At 44.9% G+C, this 24,584-nt stretch carries 26 protein-coding genes and 1 tRNA gene; 4 read left to right on the forward strand and 23 right to left on the reverse strand.

From position 1 onward, the window contains the following. Position 1: 1 nt before the first annotated feature. The 18 genes from ylxM to SATMO3_RS19025 all read right to left on the reverse strand — a co-directional run bounded on the left by ylxM (position 2) and on the right by SATMO3_RS19025 (position 17,537). Positions 2-370 carry a YlxM family DNA-binding protein gene (gene ylxM, locus SATMO3_RS18940; protein WP_371371294.1) on the reverse strand — a complete coding sequence of 123 codons (369 nt, stop codon included), beginning with the start codon at positions 368-370 and terminating at the stop codon, positions 2-4. A gap of 81 nt (positions 371-451) precedes the next feature. Further along, positions 452-1,369, reverse strand: coding sequence for a signal recognition particle-docking protein FtsY (gene ftsY / locus SATMO3_RS18945; RefSeq protein WP_371371295.1), 918 nt, complete (start codon positions 1,367-1,369; stop codon positions 452-454). A gap of 25 nt (positions 1,370-1,394) precedes the next feature. After that, the gene (gene smc, locus SATMO3_RS18950; protein WP_371371296.1) at positions 1,395-4,952 is read right to left on the reverse strand and encodes a chromosome segregation protein SMC; all 3,558 of its coding nucleotides are present in this window, start codon (positions 4,950-4,952) and stop codon (positions 1,395-1,397) included. Positions 4,953-5,222: 270 nt separating this feature from the next. Beyond that, complete coding sequence (locus tag SATMO3_RS18955) at positions 5,223-5,483, reverse strand: stage V sporulation protein S (RefSeq protein WP_371371297.1); 261 nt, start codon at positions 5,481-5,483, stop codon at positions 5,223-5,225. Between the two features lie 84 nt (positions 5,484-5,567). Further along, on the reverse strand, positions 5,568-6,626 hold the full coding sequence (locus SATMO3_RS18960; protein ID WP_371371298.1) for an elongator complex protein 3: 1,059 nt from the start codon (positions 6,624-6,626) through the stop codon (positions 5,568-5,570). 48 nt (positions 6,627-6,674) lie between these two features. After that, a complete protein-coding gene (gene rnc / locus SATMO3_RS18965) occupies positions 6,675-7,409 on the reverse strand; it encodes a ribonuclease III (protein WP_371371299.1) in 735 nt (244 codons plus the stop codon). Between the two features lie 3 nt (positions 7,410-7,412). Further along, positions 7,413-8,654, reverse strand: coding sequence for a beta-ketoacyl-ACP synthase II (gene fabF / locus SATMO3_RS18970; RefSeq protein ID WP_371371300.1), 1,242 nt, complete (start codon positions 8,652-8,654; stop codon positions 7,413-7,415). Between the two features lie 14 nt (positions 8,655-8,668). Next, positions 8,669-9,616: an NAD(P)H-dependent flavin oxidoreductase gene (locus SATMO3_RS18975; RefSeq protein ID WP_371371301.1), complete on the reverse strand. Its 948-nt coding sequence runs from the start codon at positions 9,614-9,616 to the stop codon at positions 8,669-8,671. 138 nt (positions 9,617-9,754) lie between these two features. Further along, positions 9,755-9,991 (reverse strand): acyl carrier protein, encoded by a 237-nt coding sequence (locus SATMO3_RS18980; protein WP_371371302.1) that lies wholly within the window; start codon positions 9,989-9,991, stop codon positions 9,755-9,757. A 53-nt stretch (positions 9,992-10,044) separates the two neighbouring features. Further along, a complete protein-coding gene (gene fabG / locus SATMO3_RS18985) occupies positions 10,045-10,788 on the reverse strand; it encodes a 3-oxoacyl-[acyl-carrier-protein] reductase (RefSeq protein ID WP_371371303.1) in 744 nt (247 codons plus the stop codon). 1 nt (position 10,789) lies between these two features. Then, a complete protein-coding gene (gene fabD, locus SATMO3_RS18990) occupies positions 10,790-11,734 on the reverse strand; it encodes an ACP S-malonyltransferase (RefSeq protein ID WP_371371304.1) in 945 nt (314 codons plus the stop codon). 32 nt (positions 11,735-11,766) lie between these two features. Continuing rightward, positions 11,767-12,648, reverse strand: a complete 882-nt coding sequence (gene fabK / locus SATMO3_RS18995; protein WP_371371305.1) for an enoyl-[acyl-carrier-protein] reductase FabK — start codon at positions 12,646-12,648, stop codon at positions 11,767-11,769. 52 nt (positions 12,649-12,700) lie between these two features. Then, positions 12,701-13,714 carry a beta-ketoacyl-ACP synthase III gene (locus tag SATMO3_RS19000; RefSeq protein WP_371371306.1) on the reverse strand — a complete coding sequence of 338 codons (1,014 nt, stop codon included), beginning with the start codon at positions 13,712-13,714 and terminating at the stop codon, positions 12,701-12,703. Further along, on the reverse strand, positions 13,707-14,732 hold the full coding sequence (gene plsX / locus SATMO3_RS19005; RefSeq protein WP_371371307.1) for a phosphate acyltransferase PlsX: 1,026 nt from the start codon (positions 14,730-14,732) through the stop codon (positions 13,707-13,709). The genes SATMO3_RS19000 and plsX overlap by 8 nt, the downstream gene beginning before the upstream one ends. Before the next feature lie 54 nt (positions 14,733-14,786). Further along, a complete protein-coding gene (fapR, locus tag SATMO3_RS19010; RefSeq protein ID WP_371371308.1) occupies positions 14,787-15,356 on the reverse strand; it encodes a transcription factor FapR in 570 nt (189 codons plus the stop codon). A 136-nt stretch (positions 15,357-15,492) separates the two neighbouring features. Continuing rightward, entirely contained in the window at positions 15,493-15,669 is a 177-nt protein-coding gene (gene rpmF, locus SATMO3_RS19015; protein WP_371371309.1) for a 50S ribosomal protein L32, read from the reverse strand. A 40-nt stretch (positions 15,670-15,709) separates the two neighbouring features. Beyond that, on the reverse strand, positions 15,710-16,228 hold the full coding sequence (locus SATMO3_RS19020) for a DUF177 domain-containing protein (protein ID WP_371371310.1): 519 nt from the start codon (positions 16,226-16,228) through the stop codon (positions 15,710-15,712). Positions 16,229-16,334: 106 nt separating this feature from the next. Beyond that, complete coding sequence (locus tag SATMO3_RS19025) at positions 16,335-17,537, reverse strand: acetate/propionate family kinase (RefSeq protein ID WP_371371311.1); 1,203 nt, start codon at positions 17,535-17,537, stop codon at positions 16,335-16,337. A 182-nt stretch (positions 17,538-17,719) separates the two neighbouring features. Between SATMO3_RS19025 and SATMO3_RS19030 the strand changes: the two genes are divergently transcribed. After that, the gene (locus SATMO3_RS19030) at positions 17,720-18,976 is read left to right on the forward strand and encodes a nucleotidyltransferase (RefSeq protein ID WP_371371312.1); all 1,257 of its coding nucleotides are present in this window, start codon (positions 17,720-17,722) and stop codon (positions 18,974-18,976) included. Here the strand turns inward: SATMO3_RS19030 and SATMO3_RS19035 are convergent. Beyond that, the gene (locus tag SATMO3_RS19035; protein WP_371371313.1) at positions 18,912-19,736 is read right to left on the reverse strand and encodes a patatin-like phospholipase family protein; all 825 of its coding nucleotides are present in this window, start codon (positions 19,734-19,736) and stop codon (positions 18,912-18,914) included. The genes SATMO3_RS19030 and SATMO3_RS19035 overlap by 65 nt on opposite strands. A 119-nt stretch (positions 19,737-19,855) precedes the next feature. Here SATMO3_RS19035 and ylbJ point away from each other — a divergent pair, with 119 nt between their 5' ends. Then, a complete protein-coding gene (ylbJ, locus tag SATMO3_RS19040; protein WP_371371314.1) occupies positions 19,856-21,106 on the forward strand; it encodes a sporulation integral membrane protein YlbJ in 1,251 nt (416 codons plus the stop codon). Between the two features lie 15 nt (positions 21,107-21,121). Here ylbJ and SATMO3_RS19045 read toward each other — a convergent pair whose 3' ends face one another. From SATMO3_RS19045 to SATMO3_RS19060, 4 genes are all read right to left on the reverse strand, one after another. Beyond that, the gene (locus SATMO3_RS19045; RefSeq protein WP_371371315.1) at positions 21,122-21,580 is read right to left on the reverse strand and encodes an ATPase; all 459 of its coding nucleotides are present in this window, start codon (positions 21,578-21,580) and stop codon (positions 21,122-21,124) included. A 29-nt stretch (positions 21,581-21,609) separates the two neighbouring features. Next, positions 21,610-22,095 carry a pantetheine-phosphate adenylyltransferase gene (gene coaD, locus SATMO3_RS19050; protein ID WP_371371316.1) on the reverse strand — a complete coding sequence of 162 codons (486 nt, stop codon included), beginning with the start codon at positions 22,093-22,095 and terminating at the stop codon, positions 21,610-21,612. A gap of 36 nt (positions 22,096-22,131) precedes the next feature. Next, positions 22,132-22,743: a 16S rRNA (guanine(966)-N(2))-methyltransferase RsmD gene (gene rsmD, locus SATMO3_RS19055; RefSeq protein ID WP_371381755.1), complete on the reverse strand. Its 612-nt coding sequence runs from the start codon at positions 22,741-22,743 to the stop codon at positions 22,132-22,134. Positions 22,744-22,875: 132 nt separating this feature from the next. Then, complete coding sequence (locus SATMO3_RS19060) at positions 22,876-23,586, reverse strand: C40 family peptidase (RefSeq protein WP_371371317.1); 711 nt, start codon at positions 23,584-23,586, stop codon at positions 22,876-22,878. Positions 23,587-23,740: 154 nt separating this feature from the next. On the opposite strand from SATMO3_RS19060, the gene SATMO3_RS19065 reads away from it, so the two are divergent. Continuing rightward, positions 23,741-23,817: transfer RNA gene (locus SATMO3_RS19065), tRNA-Pro, on the forward strand. Between the two features lie 293 nt (positions 23,818-24,110). Further along, the gene (locus SATMO3_RS19070; RefSeq protein ID WP_371371318.1) at positions 24,111-24,584 is read left to right on the forward strand and encodes a DUF523 domain-containing protein; all 474 of its coding nucleotides are present in this window, start codon (positions 24,111-24,113) and stop codon (positions 24,582-24,584) included.

Raw genomic sequence — 24,584 nt, forward strand, 5'->3', positions numbered from 1 at the left:
GTCACACCTCCCGGGTGTCTTCTAACAAAGAACTTAACTTAACTAAAGCTTCACTTAGTTCAGGTATTTGCCGGACGCTGGACGGCAGGTTTTCCAGACTGGCGACAACTTCGGTAATCAGCCTGCGCTCATCGCTGTATCTGGCAGCAAGACCCAGCTTTTCCTCATATTCAGCCAGTGTTTGTTCTGCGCGCCGCAAAATATCATGCACAGCCTGACGGGATACGCCAAACTCCTCGGCGATTTCCGCCAGTGATAAGTCCTGCAAATAATGCATATTAAGACAGTCACGCTGTTTTTCCGTTAAGAGAGCGCTGTAAAAATCGTATAATTGTCCTACTCTCAACACTTTATTTAACATGTGATCCATTAATGACACCTGCTTAATGTGACAAGGAAATATCCTTTACACCTGAATTATAACGAAAAGAGAACAACCTGTCAAGTATAATTACTTGTCGGTAAATAAAGCTGTCGCAAACTCATCGGCGGCAAACGGCCTAAGATCGTTGACGCCTTCCCCCACACCTATCCATTTAACAGGCAGGTCCAGCTCATTCTTAATGGCGATTACAACGCCGCCCTTGGCTGTCCCGTCCAGTTTCGTCAATACTACCCCAGACAGCTTGACAGCTTCGCCAAATAATTTTGCCTGATTTATAGCGTTTTGGCCGGTGGTAGCATCTAAGACCAGCAAAGTCTCATGCGGCGCATCCGGTATCTCTTTGGCAATTACCCTGTTAATCTTTTTCAGTTCTTCCATCAGGTTTGACTTGGTGTGCAGCCTACCGGCAGTATCAATTATAACCATATCTGCCTTGCGGGCTTTGGCAGCCTGAACAGCATCAAATGCTACAGCCGCCGGATCAGACCCTTCCGCATGCTTAATTACTTCGGTGCCGGTTCGCTGACCCCAGATTTCGAGCTGGTCAATAGCAGCAGCCCTGAAGGTATCAGCGGCGGCAACAAGCACCTTTTTTCCAGCTTCGTGATAATAATTGGCCAATTTACCGATAGTGGTTGTCTTTCCCGCACCATTCACACCAACAATCAACATGACTGTTGGCGGCTCATGTACCAGAGCTTCTGTCTGAGCTTGGCCTATCAGCATAGCGCTGATTTTTTCTTGTAAGAAGGGTTTTAAATCATCCGGTGAATTGATAGTCTTTTCCTTAATGCCTTTTCTGATTTCCGCCATTAATTTGCCAGTTGTGGCAACACCAACATCTGCCGACAAAAGTACGGCTTCCAAATCATCGAGAAATTCGTCATCAATTGTAGCGTAACCTATAACTAGCTGCTCAATCTTTTCCGTGAAACTTTTTCTGGTCTTTTCCAGACCAGCTTTTAACTTATCAAAAAAACCCATATGATTTCCCCCAACCTCTACATATTTAGCCGGCTTTGTCCATAAATTTTACCGAAACCAGCCTGGATATTCCTGACTCTTCCATGGTTATGCCATGTAAGACACCGGCGGCTTCCATAGTTCCTTTGCGATGAGTTACAACAATAAACTGAGTTCCTTTAGCATAATCACGCAAAAACTCGCTGAACCGCGTCACATTGGCCTCATCCAGCGCGGCATCAATTTCATCGACAACACAAAAAGGCGCAGGCCGGTAGGTCAATATTGCAAATAAGAGAGCAATCACAGTCAGTGCACGCTCACCCCCGGATAACAGCGCCAGATTTTGCAGTCTTTTCCCCGGCGGCTGCACGATGATGTCTATTCCCGTACCAAGAACGTTTCCTGGCTCAATGAGGACAAGCTCGGCCTTGCCGCCACCAAACAAGCGGACAAAGACATCGCTAAAGTACTGATTTATTGCTTTAAATGCGGTGTTAAACTGGCGCGACATGGTAAGATCGACCTCGTGAATTACAGAGGTCAGGTAGTCTTTCGCCTGCACGAGATCACTGGTCTGTTCCTGTAAAAAATTATACCGCTCCTGCACCCGGTTATATTCATCAATAGCTGCCGGATTAACAGGTCCAAGCGCCGTCACCTGCTGTTCTAGTTTGGCTACCGCTTTTACCAATTGGTCAATACTCTCAGGTCGCTTTAAACTACGCGCCGCTTCGATTGACATAGCAAGCTGTCCGGTTATCTGTTCAACACAATTAGCGGCCTCGTAACTATACTTGGTTATCATCAAATCCAGTTCGTGAAGCTTAGCCTGCAAATCTGCGTGTTGACGCCTCAGTTCTTTCATTTCTTTGTCATATTTCTGTACCTCGGTTAGCAATGTCAGCTTAGCGGCATAGTATTCCTGGCGAGCTTCCGTTAAAGTATGTTTGTCCGTAAGTAAGTTTTCTTTACGTTCCAACAATTGGGTCAGTTCATTTTGAGCTTGTCCGATCTCAGTCCGGGTCTTCGTTACTTCGCAGGTGATACGGGAAAGATGCGCCTCAACAGCTGACAAGGTCTGCTCATATTGTTCGCAGGATAACCGGATAGATATTAATTCTTGTTGAATTGCCCCTAGCTTAATCTTAGCATTTGTCAAATCATCGCCTACAGTCTGCTGCTGTGTTTTCAACTCTTGCAGGTTGCTTTGCCAATTAGCGACTTTTGATTTATGATCAAGTTCCTGACTCTCCAAAGAGAGAATTATCTCTTTAGCCTTTTCAATCAGCGCCTGGCAGGCACAAGCTTCGTTTTGACATTCCGCAGATTCAGCCTGGATAGTGCTAATTGCCTTTTCACAACGGGCGCCGTCAGCCATGACTTTATCAATAAGCATGGCAAGTTCAACCCGGCGGACTTCCAAATCTTTATGATTTGCTTCATGCGTAACGATTTGAGAGGTACTCTCTTCCATTGCTCTCGCAAGAGCCCTGTTTTCCTGCGCTAACGTACTCTGCCGCACTTTCAAATCATTCAAGCGGCCCTGCAGGGAATTAATTTCGTTGTTTCTGGCAATAAAACTATTCTCCTTACGCCCCATACTGCCACCGGTTAGCGATCCACCGGGATTAATAAGTTCACCGTCAAGCGTAACTATCTTAACGGAAAAACCATTGGCACGGGCAATCCTAAGAGCATCATCCACAGTTTTTGCAATTATAACCCGGCCTAACAGATAGTTTACTACAGAACGATAGCGTTCATCGACGCCAATAACATCAGCGGCAAAGCCAATAGCTCCCGGCTGATTGGCGGCCAGAATCTCGGCTTCTCTCGGTCTGGTAACTTTTATAGTATTTAACGGCAGAAAAGTTGCCCGCCCCATATTATGTGTTTTTAAAAAATGGATGGCTTGTTTGGCAGTCTGATCTGTATCTGTTACAATATGCTGCTGTGCTCCCCCTAAAGCGACTTCTATTGCGTGGATATAATTGTCCGGCACTGTCAATAACTGGGCAACTACACCACAGACACCGGCACGCCAGGAGCTTTGGTGCCGTAAAATACCTTTAATAGCCTTACTGAAACCTTCTAACTCCGCTTGCATGCTTGTTAAAACATTGCATCGGGCAGAAGTCTCATTTAGCTGATTTGCCAGCTGTTGCTCCTTATTGGTTACTTCTTTAAGTTCACTTGCCAGTTTACCGGATCTTTCCCGAACATCCTTAATTTTCTGTTCCAGTTCTTGTTGTTGAACGATGACGGCTTCAGACTCATTAATGAGCAATTTCTGTTTGGTATCCAGATCAGCATGCTGCATAACATAATCATTATGTTCTTTGGCGAGACTGGCCTCCTTGGCTGCAAATGCAGTCAAATCACGCTCAAGCATGCGGAGATTATTACGTTCGTTAACTATTCCCTGCAGATGATCAAAGGATTGTTCTTTCCCGGAATCAATCTGTTGCTCTATCTGTCCGATATTTCCCAACAACTGCTCATTATGATCATTTTTCGTCGTGATAAATTCTTGAGCCTCGGCAACTTGGAATTGTTTGTCCGCTAACGCTTTATGCAATTCATTAACTTTCTGTTTAGCCGCCTGTTGGTCGGCTTCCAGCCGGGCTACCTCATCATTGAAGCGCGCCTCAGCTTTGCGGCCTTGTTCAATCCGCTCAGAAAGAACTCCCCGCCGGCTGTCAGCTTGCTCAATCTCATTAGTAGCTTCCTGCAAGCGAATATCGGTGCCGGCAATTTGCTCTTCGGCCTGAGCAATATTGATGGTCAGAACATCTTTTTCATTCTCGACAGCCACTATCCGTGTATTAACTGCAATGCTGCGGTCGGTCGCATGACTTTGCTCCAGACTGGCACTTTCCACCAGCTTTTCCGCTTTTTCTAACCGTTCTAAAAGTAAGGTTGCCTGACAAGTAGTTAATTCCTGATTTAAGCGGTTAAACTCAGCAGTACGGGCGGCGCTTTCCGCCAAAGGGCCTAGCTGCCGTTCCAGCTCGGCAGTGATATCCTGAACCCTGGTTAGATTTTGTTCGGTATCTTCCAGCTTACGTAATGCATCCCGCTTGCGCTGTTTGTATTTGATTATTCCCGCAGCTTCTTCAAATAAAAGCCGTCGCTCTTCCGGTTTACTGCTTAATATCTCGTCAACTTTATTCTGCCCGATTACCGTCATCGACTCGCGTCCCAAGCCAGTATCGGACAGCATATCATGAATATCCTTTAACCGGCAGGGGGTTCTGTTAATACTATATTCACTTTCCCCGGATCTAAATACGCGACGGGTGATTGTCACTTCGTTAAAGTCAATTGGCAATTGTCCGTCACTGTTATCAAACACCAGAGATACTTCGGCTACGCCCAACGGTCTGCGATTTACACTGCCAGCAAAAATAACATCATCCATTTTTGTGCCTCTTAACGTACGCAGACTTTGCTCGCCCAGTGCCCACCGAATAGCGTCTGATATATTGCTCTTGCCGCTGCCGTTCGGCCCGACAATTGCTGTTATACCTCGCCCAAATTCAACTTCAGTTTTTTCGGCAAAAGATTTAAAGCCATATGCCTCAAGTCTGCGTAACAGCATACCAATCACCCTTACTGTATATTTAAGTCACTCAAAATTTTACCATGCAGCGTACAGTAATACAAGTAATATAAGATAAGACTTAGCAATTCACACTTATTAGCCACCTATAAGTTTAGCCATCCTAGTTATCTGACGACTTAGCTTCAGATGGAGTTAACCCCTTCTGAAGCTAAGTCTACTTTATTACTGGAAAATACTTCGATTGTATAAATATAAAAAAGCCCGCAGCATATGCCTACAGGCTTTTTCACATCAAACTAAGTTGCATCAACGAGGCTCAACGATGAATCTAATGGCGGTTCGCTCTTCCCCGTCAATAGCAATCTCCGCAAAAGCCGGTATGGTAACCAAATCAATGCCATTGGGAGCGACAAAACCACGTGAAATCGCAATAGCCTTGATAGCCTGATTAACCGCCCCTGCACCTACTGCCTGCACTTCTGCGGAACCTCTCTCCCGCAAAACTGCCGCCAGAGCGCCTGCTACGGATTTGGGGTTTGATTGTGCAGATACTTTCAGCACTTCCATTTTTCGCTCTCCTCCTTTGAATTCAGGGCCTATGCTAAAAGGTATTCTGCGTATTTCCTAAAAATTCCTTCTTTTACATGATTTTTAAATACGATTTATCATATTTTTATTCAATAGGTAATTATCTCCCTTCAAGGTAAGCAAGATACTCCCGTTTTTTACAGCAGAATCCGGGGATAGATTAAATGCAGTCAGCTTATACCGCTGAACAAGCCGCTTTATATTACTGTTGTATTGACCCCGTATTTTGGAAGCATCCTTAGGGTTATACCGAATGCCTATCTCAGTTCTCCGGCCTATAACATCCTGCTCTAAAAATGCTGCCAGCATTAGATAAAAAATATGCGAGTCCACAAGTTCTCCGAAAGCAGGATGATAAGGTCCCGCGATAACACTTGCCTTACTGTCTAATTCTTCAGTTGCTTGTAAGCCGGTCCGGATAACAGCAATTCCTGCTTGCTCAAAAACCAATTTCATATAAGCCGAACGGGCCACTGCCGCAGATAGTGTTAAGGGCTGATAAGTCCCCTGACTATACTGCTCTGCTAATACTGTATCTTTAATGACTATTGTTGGATAAATCCTGACAAAATCAGGACGCAGCTCAATCATTTTGCGTACCGTTGCCAGTAGACTTATCCAATCCTCGCCTGGCAAACCAGGCATAAGCTGCAACCCGCACTGTATTTTGGACTTTTTTAGCAGCCGGGTCGCCTCGATAACGTCCTGGCTGTTGTGACCACGGCATGCCTTAAGAAGCACATTATCATCCAGAGATTGCACTCCTAATTCCACAATACTTACGCCATGCTTTTTAAGATTAGCAATGATACTGCCGTTAATACAGTCAGGCCGGGTGGATAGACGAATAGCATGAATTCGCCCTTGTTCAAGAGCCAGGTGAGCCGGCGACAGCAGATCACGCTGTACAGCTGCCGGCAAAGCAGTGAAACTACCGCCAAAAAAGGCCACTTCTATCCACCGATCCCGGTGAACAGCCTTCAGTCTTTCCTCAATTTGTGCAGTTACTTGCTCTGCAGTCACCGGCGTTTCTCTACCGGTAATTCTTTTTTGATTACAAAATATACATTGATGTAAACATCCTAAATGCGGAATAAATATTGGAATAATATAATGCTTCATGTTGCCACCTATACAGAAAGGACGACCAAAAGGCCGCCCTGCTTTACTTTATTGGGTTATTGTTCCAAGCTTAACCAGCGCCTGCTTTGCGGCCTGCTGTTCAGCTTCTTTTTTACTTTTTCCCCAGCCAGAACCCATGCGTTCCACGTTAACGAAAACAGCTACCTCGAAAGACTTATCATGATCGGGACCGCGCTCGCTAATAACTTCATAAGCAATTTTACTGTCATTATTTTTCTGCACGATTTCCTGTAGCCATGTTTTATAATCTTTTAGATAGTCGCCACGTTCTACCAGCTTAAGTTCGGCTTTAAGTTGATTTAATACATATTTTGCAGCGCTTTTGAATCCCGCATCGAGATAAACAGCACCAATAATTGCTTCAAAAGCATCGGCAAGAATTGATATTCTTTCCCGGCCGCCAGACAACGCCTCTCCTTTTCCCAGCAAAAGGTACTCGCCAATCCCCAGTTCCAAAGCCCGCTTAGCCAAGGTCTGTTCACACACCACCTGAGCCCTGGCCTTGGTAAGTTCGCCTTCCGGCAGGTGAGGACATTGACTAAACAGGTAGGAACTGATAATCAGATCCAATACAGCATCGCCTAAAAATTCAAGGCGCTCATTATGCCTGACATTTGTCCCCTTTGTCTCATTGGCGTAGGAGGTATGTATCAAGGCCTGATGCAGCAGTTTATAATCGCTGAATGTTACGCCTAAAGTGCGGCACAACTCGGCTAATGTCTGCAGGCGAGCACTATCCAGCGATCCTTTAACTTCTCTCATGGCTTACGCCTGATATTTTTTCACCAGAATGGTTGCATTATGGCCGCCGAAGCCAAACGAATTCGAAAGTGCTGCATTGACAACTTGCTCCTGCGCCTTGTTGGGAACATAATCCAGGTCAAATTCTTCGTCTTGATTCTCCAAGTTGATCGTCGGTGGGATGACACTTTTAGCAATTGCCAGCACTGCGGCAATTGCTTCGATACCGCCTGCCGCCCCTAACAAATGTCCTGTCATCGACTTAGTGGAGCTTACTTTAAGCTTTTTGGCATGATCGCCAAACAGCGCTTTAATAGCCATTGTTTCATTTTTATCATTAAGCGGTGTTGAAGTTCCATGGGCGTTAATATAATCTACTTCATTAGGTTCCATCCCGGCGTCTTTTAAAGCCATAGCCATACATTTCGCTGCCTGGGCTCCTTCGGGAGCAGGAGCAGTAATATGGTAGGCATCGGCATTAGAACCGTAACCAACTACCTCAGCATAGATTTTTGCGCCACGGGCTAAAGCATGCTCTAATGTTTCCATAACAACAATACCGGCGCCTTCGCCCATAACAAAGCCATCACGGGCTTTGTCAAAGGGACGTGAGGCCTTTTGCGGCTCATCATTACGGGTAGACATGGCTTTCATCGCGCAAAATCCGGCTACGGCCGAAGGCGAGATAGCAGCTTCGGTACCGCCGGCAACCATAATATCGGCATCGCCGCGTTGAATGATCTTAAAGGCATCGCCAATGGCATTCGTACCTGTTGCGCAGGCAGTAACAACACAGCTGCATGGTCCCTGCAAGCCAAAAGTAATGGAAGTTTGGCCTGCCGGCATGTTAGCAATCATCATTGGCACAAAAAAAGGACTAATCCTGCCAGGGCCTTTATCAAACAGGGTCTTGTACTGATCGTGCAGTGTATCCATACCGCCAATACCAGTCCCAATCAAAGTACCTATACGGCTGCGATCTTCTTTATCAAAATCAATTCCCGAATCCTGAAACGCCATTTTGGCGGCGGCAATGGCAAATTGCGTGCATCTGTCCATGCGCTTTGCTTCTTTTTTATCAATATATTGAGTGGCATCAAAATCTTTGACTTCGCCGGCAATCTGGGTAGAATATTCACTTGGATCAAAGCGAGTTATACGGTCAATTCCGGATTTCCCGTTAATTAAGGATTGCCAAAAAGCGTCAATGCCTATACCGACAGGAGTAACTGCACCCAAACCTGTAATTACGACTCGTTTTTTCAAAAGAGGTCACCTCGCTAGTTTATTTCTTCAGCTTCTTTAAGAAGCCGTGCAAAAATTTCTTTAACAGGTAATATTTCATCTATCTTATGGATATACTCGCCGGTAAATACCAGTCCGGTATCAACATCACCTTGCTGCGCCCGAATCAATGCATTAATTATGCAGAAATTCTGCGCACAGTGTTTTAAACAAGCTACACAAGTTTGCGGACCGTCGACGGTACATTCAATAATTTTCTTTGCATAAGGGTTTTTAATAGCCCGCCCTGGTAATCCTACCGGGCTATTGATCAACACCACATCTTCGGGCTTTGCTTTTAAATAAAACTCTTTTAAGGCTGGGGCTGCATTTGATTCAATACTTGCGGCAAACCTTGTACCCATTTGGACACCATCAGCCCCAAGTTTAATTACTTCAACAATATCCCGTCCGGATATTATACCACCGGCAGCAATAACGGGAATGCTAACGGATTTTTTAATTTCTGGTAAAAGTTCTTGCACAGATTGATCAGTACCGAGATGCCCGCCTGCTTCCTTGCCTTCGACAATAATTGCGGCGGCGCCTAGCTTTTCCGAAATTTTAGCCCCTTTAGCTGTTGAGATAATCGGTACGATTGGAGTACCAGACTTTTTCCCCATTGGAAATACATCGCGTGAAAATCCGGCTCCTGCAACTACCAAATCAATCCCTTCGTCAATGGCAGTATCAACATAGCGAGCGAATTCTCTTGCCGCTACCATTATATTTATACCAATTATTCCTTTAGTCAAGCTGCGGGCAAGCCGAATTTCATGCCGCAACTCGTCAAAAGCCATACCTGACGCTGCAATAAGTCCAATGCCGCCAGCTTCAGCCACTGCTGCCGCCAAACGGGCAGTGGAAAGTCTTATAGCCATGCCCCCTTGGATAATTGGAATCTTAGCAACATGTCGGCCAATTTTAAGCTCCGGAAGTTTCAAGTAACAACTCCTCCAATCAATAACCATACCCTTGGCTGCTTCCACGCATTACCCTTAGAAAGTCCCGCGAAAAAAGTTTCCACGGGACTTTCTTCGTTGTACAGGTAATGTCATCCATTACGATGCTGGCAAAACATTTTACGCTTGTTTTTCCTTGTCTATGTACTCCACAGCGTCTTTAACTGTTTTGATTTTTTCAGCTACTTCATCCGGAATCTCGATGCTGAATTCCTCTTCAAAGGCCATAATCAGTTCAACAATATCCAGTGAATCAGCGCCGAGATCGTCAATGAAAGTAGAGTTTATTGCAACATCAGCTTCATCAACGCCGAGCTGTTCAACAACAATTTCTTTAACCTTGTCAAAAGTTGTCATGATGGTATTCACCTCCTTCCAAGGGATTTTTAAGGAATATATTAAACCATATATTACATTACCATACCACCGTCAACATTTAAAGTCTGTCCGGTAATATAATTTGCAGAATCTGCTGCCAAAAATACGACAGCGGCGGCAACGTCTTCAGCAGCCCCTAAACGATTCAAAGGGATTTTGGCTGCTAAATCGGCTTTTACCTGCTCGGACAAACCATGCGTCATATCAGTGGCAATAAAACCAGGAGCAATAGCGTTTACCGTAATACCGCGAGAAGCCAATTCTCTCGCCATCGATTTAGTAAAGCCAATAACACCCGCTTTAGCGGCGGCGTAATTTGCCTGCCCGGCATTTCCCATAATACCTACAACCGAGGTCATGTTAATAATTTTGCCGCTTCTTTGTTTCATCATAATCTTGGATACCGCTTTGGTGCAGTAGTATATACCTTTAAGATTGGTATTCATTACAGCATCCCAGTCTTCATCTTTCATACGCATCAAAAGCGCATCACGGGTTATACCGGCATTATTAACCAAAATATCAATCTTGCCAAACGCTTCTATAGTCTGCTTAACCAGTGCATCCACAGCTTCGGCGCTGGCGATATCGGCCTTAACTGTGATTGCCTGCCCGCCATTGTCAACAATAGCTTGGCGTACTTCTTCAGCAGCCTGGGCATTACCCGCATAATTGACTACAACCTTGGCACCCACTTTGGCTAAGGCTATTGCCACCGCCCGGCCAATCCCCCTGGATGCACCGGTAACGATTGCCACTTGTCCATCTAAATGCATTTTAGCGAACCTCCTTGAAATAATCAAGGACTTTTTCCAAAGAAGTCATATCTTCTATGTTCAAAGTTTCGACATCTTTAGCAATCTTCTTGGTGAAGCCTGTCAGCACCTTGCCAGGTCCAACTTCAACAAAGGTCGTTGCCCCAAAGCTCGCGATTTGGGCGACACAGTCTTCCCAGAGAACAGGGCTTGCTGCCTGTTTAACCAGTAATTCTTTGATAGCCGCTCCTTGAGTAGTAATCTGGCCGTTAACATTAAAGACAACCGGCATCCGGGCGTCATGAACACCTACTTTATCCAGTTCTACAGCCAGCTTTCGGGCAGCAGGCTGCAGCAAAGTACTGTGAAAAGGAGCGCTTACCGGCAGTGATACCGCCCGTTTGGCGCCTGCCGCCTTTAATAGTTCGTTAGCTTTTTCGACCGCAGCCGTCTTGCCGGCAATTACAATCTGGCCGGGACAATTAAAATTAACTGCCTGCACAGAACCGACTTCAGCCTCTACCTGACGGCAAATATCGATAACCTTGTCACGGTCCAAGCCCAGGATTGCTGCCATACTGCCTTCTCCCAGGGGAACGGCTTCCTGCATAAACTGGCCACGTTTTCTCACTAGTTGAACAGCATCAGTAAAAGATAATGCCCCGGCGGCAACTAAGGCTGAATATTCACCCAGACTATGGCCGGCAACAATATCAGGTGTAACGCCATGCTGCTTTAGCACCTCATGGCACGCTATGCTAACAGTTAAAATAGCCGGTTGCGTATTATATGTCTTCTTAAGTTCATCTTCCGGTCCGTTAAAGCACATATCGGAAATAGAGAAACCAAGGGCTTCATCAGCAGCTTTGAATATGGCCTTTACAGTGTCGTATTTCTCGAATAGCTCCTTGCCCATACCAACCGCTTGCGAACCCTGACCTGGAAAAACAAATGCTAGTTTACCCATTTATTTCCCTCCCTGTGAATTCCTTTTTGCCTTTATATGTTCTTGGTCAGTTTATTAATTACTTTAGGTACATCCTGTATTATACTCTGCATAATTTCATCTACCGGCCGCACGGAGTTAATCATACCGGCTACCTGGCCAACCATTACCGAACCATATTCGATATCGCCTTCACGAACTGCCGCTCTGAGCTTACCAGCCCCCAAACGGTCGAGTTCCTCGGTAGGCGCGCCGCGCTTTTCCATTTCGGCAAAATCGCGGGTTAATTTATTCGCAATGACTCTTACCGGATGGCCGGTTATGGCGCCTGTCACTACGGTCGAACGCTCTTTAGCTTTGACAATGGCCGCCTTATAATTGGGATGCGCCGTGCATTCTGTGGACGCGGCAAACAATGTTCCTATTTGAACGCCTTCAGCGCCTAACGCCATTGCTGCCACAACACCGCGAGCGTCAGCAATGCCGCCTGCGGCAATTACCGGCACATTTACGGCATCAGCAACTTGCGGCACCAATGCCATTGTTGTTACTTCGCCGACATGACCGCCACTTTCCATACCTTCGGCAATAATTGCATCAATCCCAACACGTTCTAACCTCTTCGCTAAGGCAACAGAGGCCACTACCGGAATAACTTTCGTCCCAATTTCCTTCAGAGCCGGGATATACTCTCCCGGATTTCCCGCGCCAGTCGTAACAACAGCTACGCGCTCGTCAATTACTACTTGCATAACCTCTTTTACAAAAGGAGACATAAGCATTATATTTACACCAAATGGTTTATCTGTCAAACCCTTTGCCTTTCTAATCTCCGCTTTTAATGCATCAGGCGGCATATGCCCGGCCCCAATGAGACCTAAACCCCCTACATTAGAAACGGCTGCGGCTAATTCTGCTGTAGCTACCCAAGCCATCCCTCCTTGAAGGATGGGGTATTTAATATGTAAAAGCTGGCAAAGCTTGCTATTAAGCAATAGTGTCGGCCCCCTTGCCCCATTTTATTACAGCTGACGCCCAAGTCAACCCGGCACCAAAGCCAACAAGTACAACAATATCGCCTTCTTTGATCTTTCCGCCATGAACGGCTTCTTCAAGGGCAATCGGAATAGATGCAGCCGACGTGTTGCCATATTTATCAACGTTGATCATTACTTTTTCCATTGGTAGTTTCAGACGCTTGGCAGCTGATTGTATTATACGAATATTTGCCTGGTGAGGAACTAAACAATCCACATCTGACGCACTTAGGCCGGCATGGTCGAGAGCTTTTACAGCAGCCTCACCCATGACTTTCACCGCAAATTTAAAGACTTCATTGCCGTTCATATGAACGAAATGCATTCTTTGCGAAACTGTTTCCGCTGTCGACGGATTGCGCGAGCCGCCGGCAGGAAGTTTTAACAAGTCACCGCCGGCACCATCTGCCCCCAGCTGTGATCCTAAAATGCCATAACCGGGTGTGGTCTCTCCAAGAACAGCCGCACCGGCACCGTCGCCGAATAAAACGCAGGTATTACGGTCAGTCCAGTCCAGTATCCGGGAAAGGGTTTCAGCACCAATCACGAGCACTTTCTTATACAATCCTGCTTGGATAAACTGACTACCGGTTATCATGCCGTAAACAAATCCGGAACAACCGGCCGCCAAATCAAAAGCGGCAGCATTGGCGGCTTTGATATTGGCCTGCACCAGGCAGGCTACTGAAGGAAAAAACATATCCGGTGTTGCTGTAGCAACTATAATAAGATCAATTTCCTCAGCAGCAACACCGGCATCTTCAAGTGCCTTGAGAGCTGCACGGCTGGCCAAATCAGAAGTTGCCATTTCGGGCGCGGCAATCCTCCGTTCACGGATCCCTGTCCGGTCGACAATCCACTCATCCGAAGTCTCAACTATTTTTTCCAAATCTTTATTAGTCATTATTTTCTCTGGCACATAAGTTCCAATTCCAATAATGCCTACCGCTTTATGGTTATTCATTGGTCACAACCCCCTCTTTGGCAATGTTTTCGCGAATGTGGGCAACAACATCCTGCTCGGTGAATTCCTTGGCAACTCTAATAGCGTTTTTTATTGCTATTGCGCGGGAACTGCCATGACAGATAATGAAACCCCCGTTTACGCCTAACAGCGGCGCACCACCGTATTCGGCGTAATCAAGTTTCTTCTTCAAGCCGCGTAAAGCCGGCAGCACCAGCATAGATGCCATTTTCGCCCAGAATCCGCTTGATTTAATAGCATCCTTAACAAGCTGCAAAATAGCGCTGGCTAATCCTTCACCAAACTTGAGAACGATATTTCCCACGAAACCGTCGCAAACAACAACATCCACTGTTCCTTTAGGAATATCACGTCCTTCGACATTACCTATAAAATTTACAGTATTAAGCTGCTGCAGCAGCGGATATGTGGATAAAACCTGTTCATTACCCTTGCTTTCTTCTTCACCAATATTTAAAAGCCCTACCCGTGGCTTGGGAATGTTCAGCACATATTCAGCATAGATCGAACCCATTATAGCATTTTGCACCAGATGCTTAGGTTTACTGTCAATGTTTGCGCCTGAATCCAAAAGGACAGTTGTGCCCGTTAGATTAGGCATCGGCGTGGCAATAGCCGGACGCTCGATGCCATTAATTCTACCTAAACCAAACAAAGCTGCGGCAACGGCTGCACCGGTACTCCCAGCAGAAATTACTACATCACAGATCCCCTGTTTTACCAGGGCGGTGGCTACAACAACCGAAGCATCCTTTTTCTTCCTAACGGCAGAACCCGGAGATTCGTGCATATCAATAATTTCGCCGGCATGATGTACCGTAATATTTAAATCTTTCCAGTTGCCATGACTGTCAAGAGCTTGCGTAATCTGAGCCTGGTCACCGACTAAAACAATTTCCATGCCTTCTGCTTCATACTCTTTGGCAGCCTGTAATGCACCTAATACAATCTCGCCCGGGGCATAATCTCCGCCCATAGTATCAATGGCAACCTTCATTCATTATCTCCCTTTCACGAAAGCGACAGAATCAATGCTTATTCAAAGTCCTAGTTATTTATGTAATTCTGACTCAAGTGACACCATAATAAATTTGGCACGAAATACTTCCTGACTATCATTCCTAGTCTTTACCCAAATAAAATATTTATTGCCTCTTTTTTTTATGATTTCGGCTTTAGCTACCAGTTTTTCACCTTCATGCACAGCTATTTTATATTTGACATTAGCAACCCCGGTTACAGCCATAGGGGCATCAATAATAGCCAAAGCCAAAGAATTAGCCTGGGCAAAAATATAGTGTCCGCGGGCAACCTTAGTTTTCTCAAAAACCATATCTGTGGTTACCGCCATTAACGATATACCCGACTTCCCCAATTCAAGATCAATCAATTCACCCACGATATCTGCGCTGGCAATTGTCTTGAGTTTGTTTTGGGCTTCTTCGGCCATTTGCTTAGTACGTTCCCGCAGTTCAGGTATACCAAGCTCCAGCCGGTCAAGCCTTATCGTCTGGACACTAACATTTAAACAGGCCGCCAGTTCCTCATCGGTAAGAAAAGGTGTACTTACCAACTTTTCTTTTAACTGTGCCTGGCGTATTTTTTTTTGAACTCGCGCCATAACATCACCTAGTTTTATCAGCAAGTTATATTACCAATTGATAGTATTAATTATAGCTAGTTACTACCAATTATGCAAGCAAAAAAGTGAGCAAGATAAAATTAATTGCCTTTTATCTTGCTCACTACTTATTTTTTTATTCTGCTTGAACCACAACTTTACCATTATAATGACCGCAGTCAGGACACACACGATGAGGCATTTTCTTTTCGTGACATTGAGGGCATTCAACCAAACCAGGAATAGTAAGTTTCCAGTTAGCACGACGTTTATCGCGACGGGCTTTGGACATTTTACGCTTAGGTACTGCCATTTGTTTCCACCTCCTTAACAAAATTGGCCACCGTCAAACATTAGTCCTTAGACAGAAGTTTTTCTAAAACAGCAAGTCTTGGATCAGTTTTACACGGGTTGCAGCCGCAGGTGTTTATGTTTAGGTTGGCGCCGCATTCAGGACATAACCCGCGACAGTTTTCACTGCACACCGGTTTAAGTGGCTCGGCCAACAGAATATTCTCGCGAACTAAATCAGTAATATTAATCTCATCACTATTAAAATAGTTGAATTCCGGTTCAGAAGATTCATTAAAATCCACAGAATCAACTTCTCTATATTCCTCAGCGAAGGGTATAGCAAGCGTAATGCTCATAGCTTCGAGACACCGGCTGCAGTTCTGACTCATAGTAGCATTGATTATTCCGTTTACTTCGTAGATAGTTCCTTTGTTTGTAACCCCGCCTTCAACCAAAATACTTCCAGACCAAACGTCGTCTTGTCCGTCAAGGCCAAGCTGACCGGCCGAAGTCTTGAAAGAAAATGTCTGGGTACGCCCAAGGTCCTTTCTAAGCGGCGCTATGTTAATTTTCATCATTTTCCACCAACCTTCATCTATTATATCGACACGCCGAAAGTTTGTCAAGAAATATGAAAGCAGGGAACAAGCGTCCCCTGCCTATCATGCGAAGGTTGTATGACAGTTATGCAAGATTGCCGCAAATTGCTTTTGTATCCCGCGCAATAACGAGTTCTTCGTTGGTGGGAACGACAAAAAGTTTAACTTTAGCACCTTCAACGCTAATTTCCTGGGCTTTGCCACGAATATTATTTTTGACAGGATCAATTCTAGTACCTAAGAATTCGAGACCATTGCAGATTTTATCACGCATAGAGATGGAGTTCTCGCCAAGACCTGCAGTAAAGACGATAGCATCAACGCCACCCATAGCAGCAACATAAGAACCGATAAATTTACGAACTCTGTAAGCAAACATCTCCAGTGCCAGTTCAGAACGTTCATTACCGGAATTAGCTGCATCTTCAATATCACGGAAATCGCTTGATACACCGGAAACGCCAAGTACACCGGATTTTTTGTTGAGATAGTTATCAACCTGATCAGCAGTCATATTTTCTTTCTTCATCAGGAACGGAATGATAGCAGGATCAATGCCGCCGGAGCGGGTGCCCATAACAAGACCTTCGAGCGGGGTAAAGCCCATGCTGGTATCGATACATTTGCCGTGCTTAACGGCGGCGATACTGGCACCATTTCCCAAATGACAAGTGATTATCCGGAGGTTAGTCATATGTTCCCCCATAAGTTCAGCGACTTGTTGGGAAACATATTTATGTGAGGTTCCATGGAACCCGTAACGTCTAACACCATATTTTTCATATGCTTCATACGGCAGAGCGTACAGGAAGGCATGCTTGGGCATAGTTTGATGGAAGGCAGTATCGAAAACGGCTACCTGCGGAACTCCGGGGATAATATCGGAGCAGGCATTAATCCCCATAATGTTAGGCGGGTTATGTAACGGAGCCATTTCAATACACTCTTCAAGAGCCTTCATAACAGCTGGAGTGATCAAAACTGAGTCAGCAAATTTCTCGCCACCATGCACAACCCGGTGGCCTACCGCGGCGATTTCCTTCATACTGGCAATAACACCGTGCTTAGCATCAGTCAAAGCTTCAATAACGAGTTTAATACCAATGCTGTGGTTATTAATATCAGCATTGATAACCACTTTGTCTTTACCTTCCGGCTGGTGCGTCAAAACCGAGCCGTCAAGACCAATGCGTTCTACCAGGCCTTTTGCCAGCACTGATTCATCGTTCATGTTTACCAGTTGGTACTTAATTGAAGAACTCCCACAATTGACAACTAATACTTTCACAACAAAATCCTCCTTATTTTGGGGTATGTACGGTCAAACCACTAATCCAATATGTTTTTATAAACCCAACAGTTTTTATGTTTTCGACACCTGACTTATTTTCCCTTCATCTGGGAAAATTATTTAATAAAAAATTTCACAAATTGACGAATTAGTATACAATTATATTGGGTGAAATAAAAATGATAAACGCAGTAGGCATGATTGTTGAATACAATCCCTTCCACAATGGTCATTTACAGCATTTAAATGAGGCTAAGCGCCTGTCAGGCTCGACGTATAGCATTGCTGTTATGAGCGGCAACTTTTTACAAAGAGGCGAACCGTCAATTACCGATAAGTGGTCACGCGCCAGCTTGGCGGTTAGAGCCGGCGTTGATTTGGTAATTGAACTGCCGGCAGTGTTTGCTGTGCGTAGTGCCCAATATTTTGCGACCGGCGGCATCCAGCTTTTAGAGCGGTTAGGTATTGTCAGCCACGTTTGCTTTGGTGCAGAAACGCCTGAGGTTCAATTGCTTAAAAATTTTGCAGACGCCCTAAACCAAAATACGGTGATTGAATCCTTGCGACAGGAAATGAAAAACGGAAAAACCTATGCAGCCAGCCTGTCGACAGTATTATCAGCAAGTTTTAAGGCAGAGTCAAACCTGCTTAAATCCCCCAATAATGTGTTAGCTGTTGAATACCTCCGGGCTATCAGCCATCACGCACCTCAGCTTATACCGTTGGCCATCAAACGATTGGAAGCCAATTATCATGACAAATTGATTACATCTTCCATCGCCAGCGCCACCGCTATTAGGACAGCCATTATCAATAATGGCGTCTTGGCCCCCGCCAGTGCAGCCTGGCAGGCTGTCCCTCCCGCCTGCGCCCGGCAAATGAATGATTTGATCTCGGCCGGCAAAGCGCCCGTAGCAGCAGAATCTTTTAGTACAGTTATTCTTGCCAGGCTACGGACAATGTGCCTGGAGGAAATAGCAGTCTTGCCCGACGTTAGCGAAGGACTTCATCATAAAATAAGTGAAGCCGCTTTTAAAGCGGCTACCATTCAAGAGTTATTAATGTATATAAAAAGTAAACGCTATACACTGACTCGTCTTCAGCGAATTATTATTCATGCACTGCTGGGAACAAACAAGACTACTATTGCCCGCTTTGACCAGACTGGCCCCCTATACGCCCGCGTACTGGCTTTTAACAACAATGGCCGTATTCTATTAAAAGAAATTGATAAACAGGCAACCATTCCGGTTATAACAAAAACATCGCATTTCCTCACCTCAAAGCAGCAAAAACAACATGGATTGTCTGCTCTGCAGTCCATGCTAGCCTACGATGTGGCTGCGACTAACGTATACGTTCTAGGCTTTCCTAATTGCGCTTGGCGTTCAGGCAATCAAGACTTCCTTGTTTCTCCTCACTACATTTCGGGTTAGCTAAAAGTTCTTTTAGTTCAGGAATGACGGCTTCGGCCGCAACCTCACCGGCCAGAACGCACTCATCCATTGTGTCGAAAGAACTTGGTGAAAACTTATTTACATCAGGCTGAATGAGAACATCGCAGTGGTGCTGGCGATGCTTACACAGTTCTCGCTCCATGATATCTATGGACTGTATGATTACATCAAACATATTGCTAATACTGCCTACCGTACCAGCATGGGCCAAGTCTACCGCAATAACAATATCGGCCCCCATATTACGCGCAGTATCAATCGGGGTTGGGTTTACCACCGCCCCGTCGACAAAAAGCTTATCCTGTATAGGAAAGGGAATAAACACGCCAGGTACCGAAATACTGGCTCTCACTGCACTGGCAATATCCCCTTCTGTAAATATAACTTCCTGGCCGCTGTGTAGTTCGGTGGCTACTATAGCCAAGGGTATTTTTAGCTCGGCGAAGTTTCGCTGCCCCGTTAACAAGCGAATGGTCGCGAGCGCTTTCTCCCCGGAGATAATCCCCATTTGCGGAATTACGAAATCCAGCCAGTGGCGCCTCTTTAAATTTTTCGCCAGCTTTAATATGGTCTCCGGATCAAGACCTGCAGCGTATAACGCGCCAATCAGACTGCCAATGCTGCAACCGGCAATAAAGTCGACGGATATATTATGCCTTTCCAATACTCTTAGCACCCCGATATGGGCAATACCTCTCAGACCGCCTGACCCTAGGGCCAAACCAACTTTAGGCAGCACAGTTATTCCTCCCTGCACAACTATCTAAGTAGTATTTGAACCTCATTTTAGTTATATTACCTCTCCCCTTCCAATATATATATTATCAAACCGCACCGCTTGGAGGAGGAGATAAATATATGCGGATTTGGGGCAGTGGCAGACGTTATCGCTCACGTTTACTGGCATATTTTATGGCTTTATGCACTGTATTTATTACTATAGCAATGGTAACATATCCGAAAGATGCATTCGATTCAGCTATCATGGGCTTAAATTTGTGGTGGAATGTTGTTTTTCCCTCATTACTGCCTTTTTTTATTTTATCAGAAATACTAATGGGGCTTGGTGTTGTTCATTTTATCGGCGTTTTGCTCGAACCCCTGATGCGCCCCATTTTTAATGTGCCTGGGGTTGGAGCTTTTGCGATGTCAATGGGGCTTGCCTCCGGCTATCCGATGGACGCGGTAATAACCTGCAAATTTCGTAAAAATCAATTATGCTCGGCAGTCGAGGCGGAGCGTCTGTTGTCTTTCACAAACACGGCCGACCCTTTATTTATGTTTGGCGCGGTAGCTGTGGGTATGTTTGGCATGCCTGAATTAGGAGCTACCATAGCACTAGCTCACTATATATCCAGTTTTCTTGTTGGCGTGGCTTTCAGATTCCATGGTCGCAACAGAGACAGTTATTCTTCAGACCGGCCTGCGCCGAATGGTAATATCCTCCTGCGCGCATTTCGAGCTTTGTATAATGCCCGCCAGGAAGATAAGCGTTCAACAGGACAACTGCTTGGTGATGCCGTAAAATCATCCATGAATACCATCATGCTTATCGGTGGCTTTATTATTGTATTCTCAGTTTTTATTCGTATTATGTCTGTTTTTGGTATAACAGATATATTAATAAGCCTCTTTGCTTCCGCTCTTAGCCTGATTGGCTACAGTACCAACCTGGCCCCTGCGTTGGTTAGCGGATTACTGGAAATTGATCTGGGTACATTGGCAGCCAGCCAAGTCGATGCGCCGCTAATTCAAAAGGTTGCCATTGCCAGTGCCATTATCGCCTGGAGCGGTTTATCTGTACACGGTCAGGTTGCCAGTATCGTCATAGAATCCGGAATCCGCATGACTCCATATATGGTAGGCAGACTGCTCCATGCTGTTCTTGCTGCCATTATCACCGTACTATTACTTGGATCTGGTCAGACAATCACAACATTATTAGTAATGCCGGTATCTATGAGCCTTTCTCACAGCAATTTGTGGAGCTTATGGCTCACTCGGTTTGAGCAGGCTACTTACCAGATAGGAATATTGTTAGGTATTATGCTTCTACTATCATTTGCCGTCCACTTGGCAAAAGGTATATCCGGATACGTAAAAAGATAAGGAGCAAAGCTCCTTTTATCCGGGATTATTTCTATTTTGCTGTAAGTCACGATGTCCCTGACGAACTACCTCAAGGGTCTTTTCCAAGTGAGCAGCAACGTGTTTAAACACTTCATCCGCATAGCTTACTGCGTCAACCTGTAGATCTTTTGCAGTTTTACGAGCTTGCGCAACAAGTTCATTTGCCTGTTCTTGGGCCTGCTTATTGATTAAATTCTCATCAGTTAGCTTAATAACATACGCTTTAGCCTGCTCTACAATACTTTGCGCTTCTTGTTGCGCCTCATCCAGAATTCGCTGACGCTCGGTAATAATCCGTTTTGCTTCTTCCAGTTCTCTGGGCAACTTTTCCCGAAACTCATCTAAAAACCGTGCCAAATCATCTTCCTCAACAACCCGTTTATTGGTAAAGGGTACCCGGGCTGCCTCAACCAGCATATTCTCCATTTCATCTAATAGTTTCTCAATACTCATACTTTTCTCCCTTCCCGAATCACACGTATCTAACTTTTCTCAAAAATTCTTTTAATGATGCTCTCTTCCAGGCATTCCGGCACCAAACCGGTAATTGGCCCGCCAAATTTCGCCAATTCTTTAATGCCACTCGAACTGATAAACGAATACTCGTTACTGGTCATCATAAAGATGGTTTCCATCGTTGGATCAATTTTCTTAATAAGCAGTGCCCGTTGGAACTCGTATTCAAAGTCGCTTAAAGCCCGTAAACCCCTGACAATAAAGCTACTATTTTGCCGCCGCACATAATCGTTCAGCAAACCGGAAAAGCTGTCCACCTTGATATTATGTATATGCTTGGTTGCTGCGTTAAGCATTTCCACTCGTTCCTGCATTGTAAACAAAGGCTTCTTATTGGGATTATGAAAGACAGCCACAATTAATAGATCAAACATTTTACTGGCCCGTAAAAAAATATCTAAATGCCCATTGGTAACAGGGTCAAAACTGCCTGGACAAACTCCAATCCGCATATTACTGCCTCCTATTGCTCAAATAGTGTTCGCGCATTAACGCATCAAAAAAGTCACAAATGTTTCACCATAATGTTCGGTACGAATTGACTGCAGATACTTCCAGTCCGTGTTTACCGGCTCATGTTTAGAATGTTCAACAACAATTACTCCGCCGGGTTCAACAATACTAGTCATGTCGAGTTTGAGTAACGCAGCATTAACCAAACCCTCATTATAAGGAGGATCGATAAATATAAGTCTAAAGGTTTGTGCAGCCTCCGCCAGGCTGTCCAAGGTTTTAAGCGAGTCGCCCCTGCGTACTTCAGCAAGTGCATTTAACCTTGCACTGTGGATATTGTCTTTTATGACGGCAAGACTTACCTGACTGCGGTCTACAAAGAGTGCATAATGCGCCCCTCGGCTAAGAGCTTCTAAACCTAAATTACCTGTACCAGCAAATAGATCCAACACTCTGGCACCATAAATCACTTCCGAATTAGTAGATGCTTTGAGGTTGGCAAGAATATTAAACATAGATTCTTTTACCCTGTCACCAGTTGGACGCACATCCAATCCTCTGGGCGCCTTGAGCCTGATTCCTTTGGCAGTTCCGGTTATAATTCGCATATCTACCTCAAATTGTAGCTTTTTCAGGTTAACATAGATATTTTAGCACATTTACGCACTCGTAACACTTTTTGTAAAAAAATAATTTAATTATTATTTTTTTAGTATTCCCGTCCTACAGCCAGGCAAACAAAAATAACCGGAATAAACCGGCTATTTTATCACCCAATTTCACCTAATAATTCGGAAAGCTCCTAAAAATCTTGCCTGATAGTATGGTTTTGACATCGCTGTCAGGGTCACTTCGCCAGCAGCGGAACTTGCATGAATAAACTGACCATTCCCTACATATATGCCCACATGTGAAGGTCCGGGAGTATAGGTGCTATAAAACACTAAGTCACCAGGCTGAATCTCGGCCGCCGAAACGTGACGGCCAAAATTATACTGTTCATCCGCCATTCTCGGCAATGTAATGCCATGATTACTAAAAACATAATAAATGAACCCGGAGCAATCGAATCCGGAAGCAGCCGAGCCACCCCATACATAGGGAACACCAAGAAATTTCTGAGCAAATGCAGCTATTTGCCCTCCATATGATCTGTCATACCGTCCACGGCTAACATCACTATTACCTGAATAGTTACGCAGCGCCTGCCAGGTACTTGCGCCAACAATACCATCCTCCTCGATGCCAACGGCCTGTTGAAACTGGACAACAGCTAACCGAGTGTTCAGACCAAACTTACCATCGACATCGTATTGGTAAAAGCCATATTTTTTGAGCTCATTCTGCAGAGCATAAACAGCCTCGTTCACGTCTCCTTGTCTGAGGGTAATTGTTTCAACAGACGCAAACGCGGAATTACTAAACATAAATATGATATAAAAAGTAAAAACAAACAAGCCTATATTTAATTTAGCTATTTTCAAACACATACCTCCAACACTAACTTCTCCTTTAATTTCGACATTTACTAAAAAATCCCTGCGGGACTAAAGACTCATAATCCCCTCTTAAAACTTATCAAAAATTACGGTGGTTTCCTGTTGACAATGTCATTATGAATGTGTATACTTAATAAATGTGAGCCGGGGCGTAGCGCAGTTTGGTAGCGCGCTTGGTTCGGGACTAAGAGGCCGCAGGTTCGAATCCTGTCGCCCCGACCAGTTAATTTAGCAGTATAAGGTATCCCGAGCCTTATGCAAAATAACAACGTTGATACAAAATGTAAATTTATAATTTCATTTAAAAGTACATATAATAAAGTATTTTATAACCCTCTTATTTAAAAATAAGAGGGCATTTTATTTCAGTATATTATATTTTCCTTCCTATATATATGTGCAAAATATTTATCCCCTACCTATATATATTTTCGAGCTCCCCCTTCACCTCAACCAAGCAGAGCAAATTATACGCCTGTCTCTTAGTTTATGTCCATATAAGAAGGTGTGATATAATGATACTAGTAAGTGCTTGTCTTCTCGGACATCGCACCAAATACGACGGCGGCTCCAATGGCAATACTCTTCTTATGGAAGCTTATCAGGCTGAAATTATCGTTTTTTGCCCGGAGGTAATGGGTGGGTTGCCAACCCCGCGTCCCCCGGCCGAAATTACGTCAGGTTCAGGCAATGCTGTACTGGAAGGGAAAAGTACAGTCCTAGATCAAAATGGCAGGGATGTTACTGCCTATTTCATTTGCGGTGCTGAAAAAAGTGCTCAGCTTGCAATAGAGCATAACATTACTGCTGCTATAATAAAGCAACGCAGTCCATCCTGTGGCAGCCTCAGAATTTATGATGGTACCTTCAGCCATAAAACTAAACCCGGTCTGGGGGTCACAGCCGCAAAGCTGCATAAGCTGGGTATCCCTTTATATTCCGAAGAAGAGCTTACACCAGAGCTGCTGCAAAAACTGCTTCACCCGTAG

The sequence above is a fragment of the Sporomusa aerivorans genome, assembly GCF_041428895.1.
GTDB lineage: Bacteria > Bacillota > Negativicutes > Sporomusales > Sporomusaceae > Sporomusa > Sporomusa aerivorans.

Excerpts from the sequence above, each read along its gene's own strand:
- ylxM (WP_371371294.1), bottom strand. The coding sequence starts at position 370 with ATGGATCACATGTTAAATAAAGTGTTGAGAGTAGGACAATTATACGAT.
- ftsY (WP_371371295.1), bottom strand. The coding sequence starts at position 1,369 with ATGGGTTTTTTTGATAAGTTAAAAGCTGGTCTGGAAAAGACCAGAAAA.
- smc (WP_371371296.1), bottom strand. The coding sequence starts at position 4,952 with ATGCTGTTACGCAGACTTGAGGCATATGGCTTTAAATCTTTTGCCGAA.
- SATMO3_RS18955 (WP_371371297.1), bottom strand. The coding sequence starts at position 5,483 with ATGGAAGTGCTGAAAGTATCTGCACAATCAAACCCCAAATCCGTAGCA.
- SATMO3_RS18960 (WP_371371298.1), bottom strand. The coding sequence starts at position 6,626 with ATGAAGCATTATATTATTCCAATATTTATTCCGCATTTAGGATGTTTA.
- rnc (WP_371371299.1), bottom strand. The coding sequence starts at position 7,409 with ATGAGAGAAGTTAAAGGATCGCTGGATAGTGCTCGCCTGCAGACATTA.
- SATMO3_RS18980 (WP_371371302.1), bottom strand. The coding sequence starts at position 9,991 with ATGACAACTTTTGACAAGGTTAAAGAAATTGTTGTTGAACAGCTCGGC.
- fabG (WP_371371303.1), bottom strand. The coding sequence starts at position 10,788 with ATGCATTTAGATGGACAAGTGGCAATCGTTACCGGTGCATCCAGGGGG.
- fabD (WP_371371304.1), bottom strand. The coding sequence starts at position 11,734 with ATGGGTAAACTAGCATTTGTTTTTCCAGGTCAGGGTTCGCAAGCGGTT.
- fabK (WP_371371305.1), bottom strand. The coding sequence starts at position 12,648 with ATGGCTTGGGTAGCTACAGCAGAATTAGCCGCAGCCGTTTCTAATGTA.
- SATMO3_RS19000 (WP_371371306.1), bottom strand. The coding sequence starts at position 13,714 with ATGAATAACCATAAAGCGGTAGGCATTATTGGAATTGGAACTTATGTG.
- plsX (WP_371371307.1), bottom strand. The coding sequence starts at position 14,732 with ATGAAGGTTGCCATTGATACTATGGGCGGAGATTATGCCCCGGGCGAG.
- fapR (WP_371371308.1), bottom strand. The coding sequence starts at position 15,356 with ATGGCGCGAGTTCAAAAAAAAATACGCCAGGCACAGTTAAAAGAAAAG.
- rpmF (WP_371371309.1), bottom strand. The coding sequence starts at position 15,669 with ATGGCAGTACCTAAGCGTAAAATGTCCAAAGCCCGTCGCGATAAACGT.
- SATMO3_RS19020 (WP_371371310.1), bottom strand. The coding sequence starts at position 16,228 with ATGATGAAAATTAACATAGCGCCGCTTAGAAAGGACCTTGGGCGTACC.
- SATMO3_RS19030 (WP_371371312.1), top strand. The coding sequence starts at position 17,720 with ATGATAAACGCAGTAGGCATGATTGTTGAATACAATCCCTTCCACAAT.
- ylbJ (WP_371371314.1), top strand. The coding sequence starts at position 19,856 with ATGCGGATTTGGGGCAGTGGCAGACGTTATCGCTCACGTTTACTGGCA.
- SATMO3_RS19045 (WP_371371315.1), bottom strand. The coding sequence starts at position 21,580 with ATGAGTATTGAGAAACTATTAGATGAAATGGAGAATATGCTGGTTGAG.
- coaD (WP_371371316.1), bottom strand. The coding sequence starts at position 22,095 with ATGCGGATTGGAGTTTGTCCAGGCAGTTTTGACCCTGTTACCAATGGG.
- SATMO3_RS19060 (WP_371371317.1), bottom strand. The coding sequence starts at position 23,586 with ATGTGTTTGAAAATAGCTAAATTAAATATAGGCTTGTTTGTTTTTACT.
- SATMO3_RS19070 (WP_371371318.1), top strand. The coding sequence starts at position 24,111 with ATGATACTAGTAAGTGCTTGTCTTCTCGGACATCGCACCAAATACGAC.